This is a genomic window from Bacillus sp. NPDC077411 (genome assembly GCF_044543425.1).
Taxonomy (GTDB): domain Bacteria; phylum Bacillota; class Bacilli; order Bacillales; family Bacillaceae_G; genus Bacillus_A; species Bacillus_A bruguierae.
In genome coordinates, this window is sequence record NZ_JBITWA010000001.1 from 618831 (window position 1) to 631912 (window position 13082).

The following is a 13082-nucleotide window of genomic DNA, read 5'->3' on the forward strand; positions in this document are numbered from 1 at the left end:
TTCTATTTCAACCTATGCTCTTCCATATAATCGAGCACCTTATCAAAATCCTTATTTACATCGCTAAATGTTGCATAATTTTTCGCTGTTGAAAACCAATCTAACGTTGTTGGCTGACGTTTCTTCATCGCTTCTAACAAATCTTCGTTGGAAAGCGGCTGCAGTTGTCCTGTTTCAAATGAACGTTGAATTGCTTGATTAATCGCATCCTCAACTAAAAACGTTAAATCAGCGCCTGAAAAATGTTCCGCATATTTTGCGACAATATCAAGCTGTAAATCTGTTCGAGGCTTATCTTTTGTCTTTAAGTCTAGTATTGTCAGACGTTCTTCATAGCTCGGCGGTGCCACAAAAACAAGTGAATTAAAACGTCCCGGACGGCGGAGTGCCGGATCAATATACCACGGTGTATTCGTCGCTCCAATAATATAGACACCTTCATTAAAAGAATTCATTCCATCCAGTTCTACTAGCAGTTGATTCACTAATGTACGTTGATGATGGGCGCCCATCTTCTGTCTATTCCCGCCAAATGCATCTAACTCATCTATAAACAAAATACAAGGCTTTGTTTTCCGTGCTTCTTCAAAAACCTCATGTAAATTTTTCTCAGCTTCACCTGACCACATAGATAGGATAGCTTGTAGCTCCAAATGAATAAAATTCGCATTAATTTCCCCAGCTACTGCACGCGCTAAAAACGTCTTCCCACAACCAGGAGGACCATAAAACAGCAAACTCCCCCCCGTTTTCTTACCAAATGCTTGAAAATATTCAGGATTCTTAATTGGCATGATGAAATCCATATTAATTTGCTTCTTAATATCTTCCATCCCGCCAACATCTGCAAAACTCGTTTTACTTTCTTCTACTTCTACCATTCTATTTTGCTCTCTATCAAAAGAGATTACTTTAATTTTGTCATAATATTTCTCCACTTCATTCACCCTCTTTTTTATTTATGTATAATATGAAACTTCCAACGATTGGACGATGTCAAGGAGAATCTACCCCTTATCTTCCCAACTACCCGATACATGCTTTTTATATAGCTATTACAATTGGGCGGGTATCCCGATAGCAAAAAATATAAATCTTTAATCAACAAAAATTATCATAACAAACAAGATACTTTCACATGGAAGTTTCACTTTTGCATTTATCTAACTTCTAACTATTCTTCTTTGATTTTCTTACTTCTTTATCCAACCAAATAAACGTCACGATTAATATAGCACCCACAGCTGTAAATAGAATGCCAGGTACCAATAACCATAAATTCCCTCTACTCCACCAAATTAAATCTATTCCTAAAATTAAACATATGATCCCTATTATCATCTAATCTCATTACCCCTTTTTCATGAAAATTTTTCTTTGTTTGTAAAGACATTCCTTTAGAATTATACCTTTTTACGTCCAAACTGTTAAACATAAAGTGAAACTTCCATCAGTGGAGGTTTTTCTTCATCCCCCACTGATGGAAAGCCCACCCAATCGGGCGCATGCCAGCAGTTATCTCCCACCTATCTTCTTAAGAAAAGCGGAAGTGGCTCGTTCAGAATGTAAGGGGGATGGAGCTTCTGACGTATAGGGTTTTTTCCTCGTAGGAAGAAGCGAAGCCACCAAACATTCTAGCCACTGGAGCTGGACAATGCTTTCTCAGAATCTTGAGGTGGGAGTATTACTGCCCACGAATAGCGGGATAAAATTTTTACCTCTTCATTTCCCCAGTGACCTTGCGTATCATTAAATAATCCATCTTACTTATTACAAATAATGTCACATATTTCTTTTGCATAATTGCCCATTTTGTGACACAATAGTTATAACATTCTGATTATTTTTGGGAGGAATTTTCATGGGCATATACACACTAACAGTTTTCGAAAAAGACGGTTCCAAAGTACTAGATGAATCATTTGAGGCTACGACAGAAGCAGAAGCAAAATCAAAAGGTGAAACCCTTTTACGAGACAAACAATTGTATGACCACACGCACCGCTGCACATCTTCAAGCGGAAAGCTTGTCTTATTCCAGCGCTAAAAAAAGAAGCGTTACACCGCTTCTTTTTCACACTATATCTTCTTCACACCACAGAAACACAACTTCTACAATTCGATTGCCAAATCGAACACGCTTATTCCACATACCTGTTTGAATAAGGCGCTTTAACTCATCCTTCATGTTATCCGTCCACTGCTGAATACTTTCTTTCCGATTGTACGGATAAATACTTGGAAACTCTTCATGTAAGAGACGCAAGCTTTCCGCATCTAGATGAAAATGAAAAAAATAATTTGCAGTCAGAGAAGGATCCTGCAATTGTAAAAACGGATGGTCAATTTGCTTCTTATTACGATAAAACGTAAAAATATTGACCTTGCCACTCGTAATCTGATCAATTTGAATTTCGTGTTTTTCAATAATCACGCTGTTCAATCCACCTCAATATATACTACTTCTAGTATATATGTCTTTGACAAAGAAGTTAACCTCTTTCCTATGGAAATTCATCATTTTACAAAAAATACAATCAGAATCACTCCAAACAAGAAAGGAAGCGATCATATGCATTTCGGCAGCAAAGGTTGGTACGTAAGTGAGTTGAAAAAATTAGGTATCCGTACTTATGAAGGTAGAAAACTAGAGTCATATCGTACGCATATTTTGGCTAGTTTGCTTGAGAAGGCTAAGAGACAGTCGGCTTGATGGAGGAAAGCTCCTTCTTATACGGGAGGAGCTTTTTTGAAATTAACAAATAGCTTGGCATCACTTGTATAAGTAGTGCCTTTTTCTTCTTTCATTAACGGACTCTTAAATAGTACAGGCTCTACAATCCGCTACTTAATTATCACTTACCTCAATCAAGAAAATTCTCTCCCCGAACCCACCGCGCTTTTCAGCTTTTTCTTTGCGGACTTTTTCCACATCTTCGAGCGTTACGCCTTCATGCTGTGCTAGTGCGTTGATAAGCTCCAGTAAATCCGCTAGTTCCTCTACTTTATGCTCCTGTGTTTCCGCTTCTACATATTCCGTTAATTCTTCTCCTGTTTTCTTACACATTTCTTCTATATATTCTTTTTCATCTAACATTCTTGTTGTGCATGTCTTTCCTGTCTTTTCAATAATTTCTGGGATACGATCACGTACTAGTTTGTTGTAGATTGGCATCGCAAGTCCTCCGCTATTTTGAATTTAATTCTATTATTATAGCATGCAGAAAAATCCACACTTTCCATAAGTAAAACAAGCTTTCCTTTTCCTACTGAAGCATATACTGTTAAAAATCTAAAAGGAGAAGATTCATCATGTATTACGGAACAAAAGGCTGGTACGTGTATGAGTTGAAAAAGCTTGGAATTAATTATTATGAGGGGCGAAAATTAGAAAGTTACCGGGCGCATGTTTTAAGGAGTTTGTTATTGACAAAGCAGCAAGAGCAGAAAGAGAAATAAACTTTCTGCTCCACTCTTATAAAAAAACCTTAAAAAATTAAGGTTTTTTTATATAGAATCAGCATTTTCCGTTTATTGTCTAGACAAGATAAAATTGAAATGTTATATTACAATTTCGTAATTATTATCAAAATAAAAAAAGGAGGAACCTTATATGCAATGGTATTTAAACGTACTTAAAAACTATGTAGGATTTCAAGGAAGAGCTCGTCGTAAAGAATACTGGATGTTTTCTCTTATTAACTTCATTATCTTCTTTATATTTTCAATACTTGGGGAAATAGCAGACATATTTAACATTCTATTTGGACTTTATACTTTAGCAATCCTATTACCATCCTTAGCTGTTGGTTTCCGCAGACTACATGACACCGGAAAAAGCGGATGGTGGCTATTGCTGGGCTTTATTCCTCTCATCGGTAGTATCGTTCTCCTTGTATTCTGTTGCCAGGATAGTCAAGAAGGCGATAATAAATATGGCCCAAATCCTAAGGCTGACGAAAACTATTAATATTGTTCTTACTACATAAGCAGATAAACAACCCGTGAAGACTTTCTTCATGGGTTGTTTATCTATGTATTTATTTATATATCCGTTTCAATTTTTTTACATATAAATCTTTTCTATGCAGAATACAACATAACCTGCACTCGCTCACTCCCTTTGTTTGAAACCTCGCATGTAACAGAAATAAGCCCTGACCGCTTCTATACACGACTAGATGCTCTCGTCCTCCTAAAAAAGGTTTTTAAAACATTTTTTAATCTTCTATCAACATTTGCATTTGACAACTATAAGATTCCGTATTAAAGAAATCGTTAAATAACTCCACCTCAATGAGATTTTTAACTTTCAACTGATTTTCTTTTACATATTTAATGATTTTATTTCTACGTTCCTCTTCATTCTCTTTACTATAGGATAACGTTACATACTTTCCCTTAGGTAATGTCTTTATATTTTGTTCAGCTTCTAAATTAGAGTTCTCTTGCAATCTACTAAAAACATACCTTGGTTCTACACTCCAATCTGCATTAACGTGATAGAGGATCCCTCTTTCCATTGACATTTTTCCGTCTTTATCTTGAATGATCTTCTCTAAATCTGAATAGTAAAGTAGCTCTTTTAAACTTCCCACTTCTTTACATGGTGCTACAATGACATAACGCTGTTCAAAGAACTGAATAGATATCTCATCATGATGTAATATATCTTTAGAACGCTCTACCTTCCTATTTAAGCTATCAATCGTTTTGATGATTTCCTGCATTTTCTTTATGTGTTCTTCTGCTTCATCTCTTTTTAATTGTAAAAATTGTAGTAATTTCTCCGTATCACAGTCCTTAAAAATCTCTTGAAGTTCGACGATACTCGTTCCTAACTCTCTACAGCTTTTTATAATATCTATATGAATAAATTGATCTATAGAATAATACCTATAACCTGTCATTTCATCAATATATCTTGGAGTAAGAATGCCCATTTTGTGATAATATCTTAACGCTTTTATTGTAATGTCTTTCATTTTAGCAACTTCTCCAATAGAAAATAAGTTTTTCATCCTAATCACTTCCTTTATCCCGCATTAACGGGCAGTAAGACCCCCACTGATGGAAGTTTCACTTTATATTCTTTCTTACATTACCCTTGACTCTCCTCTTAAGGGAGACTTTATTATCATAATAAGATATTCACAAGAAAATACTATATAAATTCATTTTAATTTTTCGACATCTAAATCCTTGATACGCATAATAAAAAGTAGCAGACACTCGTTTGCTCTTTCTGTTTTTACTTCGCATGTGGCAGGAAAAGGCCCTAACCGCTTCGATGCACGGCCAGATGCTCTCGTCCCCCCTAAAAGGAAAGGGGTTTTTATGTCGGGTTTTTAATTGGCATTTATATAAAGAGGAGTTTATAACCATGGATAAAGTAATATATAGAAGCCTAGTTAAAGAAGATTATGAAGCTGTTAAAACTTTGATTGGTGAAGCATTTGGTTTCAATGAATTTATCGAGGATAAGAAATTTTTAGATTCAGTATTAAATATGTACTTGCAAAGTTGTATTTTAGGAAGTTCATTTAGCAAAGTAGCAGAAAAAGACAATAAGATTATTGGTGTTATTTTGGGCGATTCCAAAAAAGACAAAAATCGTTTAAAGAAAGCTCATAATACTTTAAGTCTTGCCTATAGTATGCTTAAAGTGCTCATGGCTAATAAGGAAAATAAAAAATTCATGAAAGAATTCGCAAAGGTTCAAGAAATTTATAAAGAACTTATCAAAGGAAAAGAAGATGATTTTGAAGGTTGTATAGAGTTATTTATTGTATCAGGAGAATCTAGAGGTCTTGGAGTTGGAAAGGCTTTAATGAATCATTTGTATAATTATATGAAAAGTACGGATGTGAAATCTTTATATTTATATACAGATAATAGATGTAACTATGGGTTTTATGACAGTCAAAACTTTGAGCGTATCAATGAAAAAGAAATTTATTTTGATTCAACGGAAGCAAAACTTAATGTATTTTTATACTGTTATGATTTTTAACGAATGGTAAAAACCGTACCTCTTATTTAGGGTACGGTTCACCGCAGCTCATGTAAATGAGATTTTTTCCTTAGACGAATTGCTTTTTTACGATTCAAGCCTATTTCATTCATTTTCTATTAGAAATTCGTCTATACCGCCATTAAATTCATATTATATATGATAAACAATATTTGATTTTTAAAAAAGGAGGCAGTTAAGTGTCTTTAAAAAAATTTGTAGATGCATTACCCATTCCTCCTGTCTTAAAGCCAAAAGGTAACTATGATGGAATCCCATTCTATGAGGTAACGATGAGGCAAGTCAAACAAAAATTACATCGTGATTTGCCGCCAACTACCGTCTGGGGGTACAACAGTATGTACCCTGGCCCTACATTCGAAGTAGAAAGAAATCACCCTATTTTTGTAAAATGGGAAAATAAATTGCCCTTTGAACACCTGCTGCCTGTCGACCAAACTGTTCATGGTGCGAAATCAAACCAACCTTCTGTTAGGACGGTTGTCCATTTACATGGCGGTCGGGTTCTTCCAGAAAGTGACGGATATCCTGATGCATGGTTCACAAGAGATTTTAAAAATGTTGGGACGAAATTCGTGACTGAAGTCTACTATTATCCAAACTGTCAACGCCCTACAACACTTTGGTATCATGATCACGCCATTGGAATCACCCGTTTGAACGTTTATGCAGGTCTTGCAGGCTTCTATCTTCTCAGAGATGAAGAAGAGAAAAAGTTGAATCTTCCTAGTGGAAAATTTGAAATTCCGTTGGTCATTCAAGATCGCTCGTTCTATGCCAATGGTGAACTATTTTATCCATCCCAACCAGGAAATATGCCGCCCCCAGCCCCGCAGCCACCTCCACCAATCGACCCTGCATTACCAAATCCGTCAGTTGTTCCGGAATTTTTCGGTAACACAATTTTAGTCAACGGAAAAGTATGGCCTTATCTTGAGGTTGAACCGCGAAAATACCGGTTCCGCATCCTAAATGGCTCCAATTCTCGTTTTTATCGTATGCAGCTGAGCTCTGGGCAAAATTTTGTCCAAATTGGTACGGATGGAGGACTTTTAGAAAAACCAGTCCTAGTATCCGAACTCATCCTTGCCCCTGCGGAACGCGCCGATGTCATTGTCGATTTTTCAAACCATAATAGTGAGAATATTATTTTAACAAATGACGCACCAACCCCGTTCCCTGACGGCGAAAGTCCTTCTGGAGATCTTAAACAGATTATGCAATTTCGCGTCAAACAAACATGCTACAAACCTGACAAAAGTAAAATTCCTGAAAAGTTGAGCTGCTTGGAACAACTTAATCCCCAGGATGCTGTAATGACACGCAAAAACACTTTACTTGAAGCTACCGATAAATTTGGACGCCCTATGCCATTATTAAATAACATGGAGTGGGATCAGCCCATTACAGAAACCCCATATAATGGAACCATAGAGATTTGGGAGCTGTACAATACGACACCAGACACTCATCCGATTCACTTGCACCTTGTCAATTTTCAAATTTTGAATCGTGCTGTATTTACCGGCGATCCAACTGGATTTAATCTTAAAGTCGGGCCACCAATACCACCCGATCCAAACGAGAGAGGATGGAAAGATACTGTTCGCGCCAATCCCGGGGAAGTTACTCGAATTATTGCACGTTTTGGTCCATTTACAGGAACCTACCCGTGGCACTGCCACATTCTTGAACACGAAGATTACGACATGATGAGACCATACGAGGTGCTAGCTAACCCTAGCTTTAACCCACGCGAACAAAATCCAGAACAATGCAGCGATAACTCCTTTTCTCAATGTTTTGACTGTCACAAACGCCGTAAAGATAAATGCAGTAAAAAAAGACGATGCGATGATGATTGAATTCAATATTCAAGTTTAGTTATACATTTTTTAGCAACATTCAAATCCTAACATAAAAAAGAAGAGAAATAATGATTCCTTGATTTCTCTTCTCCTTTTCATTCATTAAAGCGAGTCCGTTTTCATTTAAAGTGGCGGATTTTCCACGCCTAAATGAATCCAATCTTCTTTTGGTGGACCATAAACTCCAAATGGTTTGATTCCTGCTTGACGCATAAGAACTGTAACTTGTCCACGATGATGAACAATGTGCTTAATTAGCCCCATTAAGATTGTAGCGTTTGATTCCTGTCTTCCAAATGCTTCTTGTATTTGCTTTAGGGATTCATCTGTCCATTGTTCTTCAATAACTTTGGCCGCATCGAGACTTATATTTTTAAAGGTTTCAGCAATTTCCTCCGCTGAGGTTGGTACACTTTCTGCATTTTCTACTTCATCTATCTTCAACCCGAAATGAGCTAAATACTCTGGAATACTTGTTGTCAAATGCCACGCAATCCTCCCCAATGTACGACCTTCTAGATACACTTGTTGTTTTAAGGATTCATCTGTCAAACCATCCAAAACTTTTTGAGTTAGTAATGCTTCCCTATTCCATTCCTTAATGAAGTCTGAAATTGTTACATACATAAATAATCCCTCCACAATCAAATTTTTCTCGAAATACAGTACAAAACATTCGTTTCTGTATCTCAATTTCCCTTCTTGAATTGGAACTACTCATTGATAGACTTGTTCTTTTTTGTATGTAGAAAGATTCATATTGCAGCGCTTTTCCATTTATTATACATTGGATAAAAAGTAATTTTCAAAAAATAACTTAACAGAAGGAAGCATTATACATAAACACTAGTTTTTCATTTCAATATAAATGCCAATGCCTTTCAAGGGAGCGAGAAAACAATGAAACTTAGCAAATTACAAAAAGGAGATTTAATTGGAATCTATTCTCCTTCATCACCAGCAACCTATACAGCACCGAAAAGATTTGATCGAGCCAAAAATTTTTTAGAGAGCAAAGGTTTTCATATAATAGAAGGAAATTTAACTGGAAAACACGATAACTACCGGTCTGGAAATATTAAAGAACGGGCAGAAGAATTCAATGAGTTAATAAAAAATCCGAACATCAAATGTATCATGTCAACCATTGGTGGGATGAATTCTAATTCAATATTGCCTTATATTGATTATGAGGCATTTATAAAAGATCCGAAAATCATGATAGGTTATTCTGATGTTACTGCAATATTACTTGGGATATACGCCAAAACTGGAATAACTACATTTTATGGCCCTGCATTAATCCCTTCATTTGGTGAATTTGAACCATTTGTCAACTTTACATACGAATATTTTAGTGAAATGCTAGAAGAGAAACAGAAGCTCCCATATACTATTAAAAAGCCGCCTTATTGGACGGATGAGTTTATCAATTGGGAAGAAAAAACGAAGGAAAAACAACCTATAAAAAATGATTGGATCTGTGTAAATGCAGGAAAGGCAACAGGAAGGGTAATTGGAGGAAATTTAGACACTTTAACTGGTATTTGGGGTAGCGAATACATGCCAGAAATAAAAGATGGAGATATCCTTTTTATCGAAGATACAACAAAAGATGCTGCTACTATTGAAAGAAGTTTTTCATTACTAAAACTCAATGGAATATTTAATAAAATTTCTGGTTTAATCCTTGGAAAGCATGAGCAATTTAACGATAGTGGTACAAATAAAAAGCCTTATGAGATTCTATTAGAAGTTTTAGATGGCATTAACATACCGTTTATTGCAGATTTTGATTGCTGCCACACCCACCCGATGTTAACCGTTCCAATTGGTATGAAAATAGAGATGGATGCAACAAATAAAACAGTACGAATTCTTGAAGATTGGATACGTTAAATCTATTAAAAGGAAAAAGAAGACAATCATCTCTTGATGATTGTCTTCTTTTTCCTTTTGTATATCAATAAAGATTGGACTCAAAAACTAGTAAACACCATTACAATAAAGATTATACAAAACTTAAACAAACTAATATCAATGGAATAATCAATGCAAATAAAAGAAAAATCCCTCGTTTTTTTCTCTTTTTTGAAATGGAATCATCTGTTTTTTTCTCATATGTCCCACTTACATATAATGCGATTACCAAAAATAGAAAACCTAGTAATATTGGATACATCATTTTCCACACCATAGGTAGATAGTCCTTACTCATATCAAGACTTGGATCATCCCAAAATAATGCAAGTATTACTGCATAGAAACAAGACAATGTAATTCCAATACTATGTATAACAAATATTATGATTGAAAATATCTTTATAAAAATATCTTTCAAAGATTCTCTAATCACTTTTTCCACAACTTTCTCCTCCAAATAATATTTTTTCATCCTATTCTAAAAAGAATAATTTAATTTGAAGAATTTAGATAACGATTAATTTTTCATTCATATACTATGCATGTGCACGCTACCACATGTAGTAAAAAATATTAACACTTGCCATCAAACTTAGGATTTGGGCCGTATTTATTATCGTCTTCTTGACTATTCTGACAAAAGAATATAAGGAGAACAATACGGCCAATGATAGGAATAAAGCTTAGCAGTTGTAACCATCCTGTTTTTCCAGTATCATGTAGTCTGCGAGCCCTAACAGCAAGCATTGGCAATGTCATTGCGATCACATACATCCCAGCAATTGACAAAAATGTTTTTGACACTACTTCTCCAAGGAATGCAAGTACACAGAATACTATTACATGAATAAGGAAAAACATCCAATATTCTTTACGACGAGCTCTCCCTCGAAATCCTACATAGTTCTTAAGTACTTTTAAATACCATTGCACGTAAGATCTCTCCTTTCTTATTTTAATAACTATAGTAAAATAGTAAAAAATGGATTTCAATTCAAAATATAACATTTCCATTTCATACTGTCTAGATAATATAAATGAAAAGCATTTGATTAAAAACTATTTCTGTATAATCGCTTTTCAATAAACACTTTATTAACGAAAAAAACAGATGGAATTGAAACTTTTACCGCACTATAATTAGGCGAAGCCATTTCTAATAGAATAAAAACCTTGATTATTACAGAAAGAAGTGATTACATTGATTAAATTTGTCCAATTTATATTTGGTAAACCTTGCAAAAAAGGTAACACGTTCCAAACTAAATTTTCACGCTTTGTTTATTGGAATGCTATTGTGCTCTACTTTTTTGCGGTGATATTTTTTGGAGTATGTTCACTTTTTAATACAGTATTTCTTCCATCCCTAATAGGATCTTTGTTTTTTCCGTTGATATTTAGATTGGTTTATTATATGAATCTAAAAATGAATGGGCTCGAAAAAGAAGATTAGATATAAAAAGGATTTCTGGGGATCGTGCACAAAATTTACAACAAGAAGAATGAAAGAAATCTATCACAAGAAGATGTGAAACAGTATATTTATACGAAATATGGGAAGGAAAATTAATAAAAAAGAAACAATCTCCTGTTATAAGCGATTGTTTCTTTTTTATCAATACTCAAATGGCAAGATAGACATTAAATCGCCTTCTTCAGTGTCCTCTTTAGGATTCATTGCAACTTCGTTACGTTCAAAAGACATACACGTTAGCATCGCTAATGCTACTAAACTCCCCACAAAAACTTTTTGCATACTATTCCCCCCACATTTTTAATATAGCACGAAGTAATATTTGTATCATATGCAATATTGCATATGATTTCGTATTTTCAGATAAAAACAATTGTGTTACAATAAATTTTCCATCAAACCGTCTTAGTGGTTAGTACACTCACTAGCCCTGAGAAAAAAAGCCCATTGTCTAAACAAATGGGCTTTTTCATATACAGCCTAGAAAGATAATGGTAGTTTTTCAGCAAACAAATGAAAATCATCTTGCATCGAAAAGTTCATAAAAAACGCTATCCTTTTTATACATTTCTACAAAAAGAATAGCGCTTTTTTCATAAATTAAAAATTATTTTAGTGTCTTTTTTACCAACAAAATAAAAATGAACAGACTAATAAACCCAGATACAGCACAAACAATAAATAGCATTTGATATCCCATGAGCTGTGAAACAAATCCTAGAAGAATAGACCCCAAACCAATCCCTAAATCAAAAGCAGTAAAAAATGTAGCGTTTGCTACACCTCTTTTCTCTGGTGGAGCTAATCGTATAGTTACTATTTGAAGAGCAGGTTGCGCTGCTCCAAATCCAATTCCATACAAAATAGCTGTAATAATTAGTCCAACAAGCCCTTTTGTCATTGCTAGGACTAATAGTGCGACTATCAGTGTACAAAGTGCAGGAACAATAATGACCCCTTCTCCATGTTTATCGGATATCTTCCCTGCAAGTGGCCTAATTACTGTAAGTGTGACAGCATAAACTAAGAAAAAAGTACCAACATTAACTTGAATTTTTGCCGCAAACAGCGGTAAAAATGTGGTAATGCCTCCAAAAGTAAGGGATAGAAAAAATGTAACAATAGCGATTGGTAAAACGGTTTTTTCAAAAAATGATATTGGTTTTTTTGCTGCACTTTGAACTGCTGGAATTTTTGTACCAAATGCGAGTATGAATGCAATAAGTGCTAATGCTGTGCATAGAAGAAATAGATAATGAAATGAAAATGATTTTGCTACCCAAAGACCTAATATTGGTCCTAAAGCCATCCCTAAAGTCATTGCCAGTCCATACCATCCCATGCCTTCTCCGCGACGAGATGGTGGAATCACATCAGTCACGGCCGTTCCGATCGAAGTTGTAGCAATTGCCCAGCTAATTCCATGAAGGATACGTAATACCACTAAAAATATAACACCTGTTACCCAATCGTAAAAATACATTGTAATTGCAAAAAATAGTAGTCCGCTTATTATAAATACGCGCCTGCCATATCGATCCATTAATCCGCCAACAATAGGACGTAAAATGACTGCCGATATTGTAAACACTCCAATAATAAATCCAACTTGAGATTCACTCCCACCTAATTGTTTAATAAACATCGGTAGTGTTGGCATGAGTAAATAAAAACCACTAAATAGTAATAATGCTGTAATTGTCAGCATTATATAGTTCTTTGTCCATAATCGTTCCATTATAATGTAATCCTGCTTTCTATCGTTTATGTTCTTATCACCCAA

At 35.0% G+C, this 13082-nt stretch carries 18 protein-coding genes; 8 read left to right on the top strand and 10 right to left on the bottom strand.

Annotation, left to right across the window (positions count from 1 at the left end; genetic code table 11):
- Window positions 1-2: 2 nt before the first annotated feature.
- On the bottom strand, window positions 3-947 hold the full coding sequence (locus tag ACIGHG_RS03045) for an ATP-binding protein (protein WP_090919295.1): 945 nt from the start codon (window positions 945-947) through the stop codon (window positions 3-5).
- Window positions 948-1170: 223 nt separating this feature from the next.
- A complete protein-coding gene (locus ACIGHG_RS03050) occupies window positions 1171-1341 on the bottom strand; it encodes a hypothetical protein (RefSeq protein ID WP_336472320.1) in 171 nt (56 codons plus the stop codon).
- 520 nt (window positions 1342-1861) lie between these two features.
- Between ACIGHG_RS03050 and ACIGHG_RS03055 the strand changes: the two genes are divergently transcribed.
- On the top strand, window positions 1862-2047 hold the full coding sequence (locus tag ACIGHG_RS03055) for a YhzD family protein (RefSeq protein WP_336472321.1): 186 nt from the start codon (window positions 1862-1864) through the stop codon (window positions 2045-2047).
- A gap of 27 nt (window positions 2048-2074) precedes the next feature.
- Here the strand turns inward: ACIGHG_RS03055 and ACIGHG_RS03060 are convergent, their stop codons facing one another.
- Entirely contained in the window at window positions 2075-2434 is a 360-nt protein-coding gene (locus tag ACIGHG_RS03060) for a hypothetical protein (protein ID WP_090918346.1), read from the bottom strand.
- 138 nt (window positions 2435-2572) lie between these two features.
- Here ACIGHG_RS03060 and ACIGHG_RS03065 point away from each other — a divergent pair, with 138 nt between their 5' ends.
- The gene (locus ACIGHG_RS03065; protein ID WP_090918344.1) at window positions 2573-2713 is read left to right on the top strand and encodes a YflJ family protein; all 141 of its coding nucleotides are present in this window, start codon (window positions 2573-2575) and stop codon (window positions 2711-2713) included.
- Window positions 2714-2848: 135 nt separating this feature from the next.
- Here the strand turns inward: ACIGHG_RS03065 and ACIGHG_RS03070 are convergent, their stop codons facing one another.
- Complete coding sequence (locus ACIGHG_RS03070; protein WP_336472322.1) at window positions 2849-3175, bottom strand: pyrophosphohydrolase domain-containing protein; 327 nt, start codon at window positions 3173-3175, stop codon at window positions 2849-2851.
- A gap of 137 nt (window positions 3176-3312) precedes the next feature.
- Between ACIGHG_RS03070 and ACIGHG_RS03075 the strand changes: the two genes are divergently transcribed.
- Together ACIGHG_RS03075 and ACIGHG_RS03080 are read left to right on the top strand one after the other, a co-directional pair.
- Entirely contained in the window at window positions 3313-3459 is a 147-nt protein-coding gene (locus ACIGHG_RS03075; RefSeq protein ID WP_336472323.1) for a DUF2639 domain-containing protein, read from the top strand.
- A 154-nt stretch (window positions 3460-3613) separates the two neighbouring features.
- Window positions 3614-3970 (top strand): DUF805 domain-containing protein, encoded by a 357-nt coding sequence (locus ACIGHG_RS03080; RefSeq protein WP_336472324.1) that lies wholly within the window; start codon window positions 3614-3616, stop codon window positions 3968-3970.
- A 250-nt stretch (window positions 3971-4220) separates the two neighbouring features.
- Here ACIGHG_RS03080 and ACIGHG_RS03085 read toward each other — a convergent pair whose 3' ends face one another.
- Complete coding sequence (locus ACIGHG_RS03085) at window positions 4221-5021, bottom strand: MerR family transcriptional regulator (protein ID WP_336472325.1); 801 nt, start codon at window positions 5019-5021, stop codon at window positions 4221-4223.
- Between the two features lie 362 nt (window positions 5022-5383).
- Between ACIGHG_RS03085 and ACIGHG_RS03090 the strand changes: the two genes are divergently transcribed.
- Entirely contained in the window at window positions 5384-6013 is a 630-nt protein-coding gene (locus ACIGHG_RS03090; protein ID WP_396547123.1) for a GNAT family N-acetyltransferase, read from the top strand.
- Between the two features lie 200 nt (window positions 6014-6213).
- A complete protein-coding gene (locus ACIGHG_RS03095; RefSeq protein ID WP_396547125.1) occupies window positions 6214-7899 on the top strand; it encodes a multicopper oxidase family protein in 1686 nt (561 codons plus the stop codon).
- A gap of 126 nt (window positions 7900-8025) precedes the next feature.
- Here the strand turns inward: ACIGHG_RS03095 and ACIGHG_RS03100 are convergent, their stop codons facing one another.
- On the bottom strand, window positions 8026-8529 hold the full coding sequence (locus ACIGHG_RS03100; RefSeq protein ID WP_396547127.1) for a DinB family protein: 504 nt from the start codon (window positions 8527-8529) through the stop codon (window positions 8026-8028).
- 273 nt (window positions 8530-8802) lie between these two features.
- On the opposite strand from ACIGHG_RS03100, the gene ACIGHG_RS03105 reads away from it, so the two are divergent.
- A complete protein-coding gene (locus ACIGHG_RS03105) occupies window positions 8803-9801 on the top strand; it encodes a S66 family peptidase (protein ID WP_396547129.1) in 999 nt (332 codons plus the stop codon).
- A gap of 112 nt (window positions 9802-9913) precedes the next feature.
- On the opposite strand, the gene ACIGHG_RS03110 is transcribed toward ACIGHG_RS03105, so the two are convergent.
- Both ACIGHG_RS03110 and ACIGHG_RS03115 read right to left on the bottom strand, forming a co-directional pair.
- Window positions 9914-10267, bottom strand: coding sequence for a hypothetical protein (locus ACIGHG_RS03110; protein ID WP_336472330.1), 354 nt, complete (start codon window positions 10265-10267; stop codon window positions 9914-9916).
- Between the two features lie 131 nt (window positions 10268-10398).
- Window positions 10399-10758: a DUF805 domain-containing protein gene (locus ACIGHG_RS03115; RefSeq protein WP_090918331.1), complete on the bottom strand. Its 360-nt coding sequence runs from the start codon at window positions 10756-10758 to the stop codon at window positions 10399-10401.
- Between the two features lie 268 nt (window positions 10759-11026).
- Between ACIGHG_RS03115 and ACIGHG_RS03120 the strand changes: the two genes are divergently transcribed.
- Window positions 11027-11278 carry a hypothetical protein gene (locus ACIGHG_RS03120; RefSeq protein WP_336472331.1) on the top strand — a complete coding sequence of 84 codons (252 nt, stop codon included), beginning with the start codon at window positions 11027-11029 and terminating at the stop codon, window positions 11276-11278.
- A 162-nt stretch (window positions 11279-11440) separates the two neighbouring features.
- Here the strand turns inward: ACIGHG_RS03120 and ACIGHG_RS03125 are convergent, their stop codons facing one another.
- Window positions 11441-11566, bottom strand: coding sequence for a hypothetical protein (locus ACIGHG_RS03125; protein ID WP_302847824.1), 126 nt, complete (start codon window positions 11564-11566; stop codon window positions 11441-11443).
- Window positions 11567-11906: 340 nt separating this feature from the next.
- A complete protein-coding gene (locus tag ACIGHG_RS03130; protein WP_336472332.1) occupies window positions 11907-13037 on the bottom strand; it encodes an MFS transporter in 1131 nt (376 codons plus the stop codon).
- Between the last annotated feature and the right edge of the window lie 45 nt (window positions 13038-13082).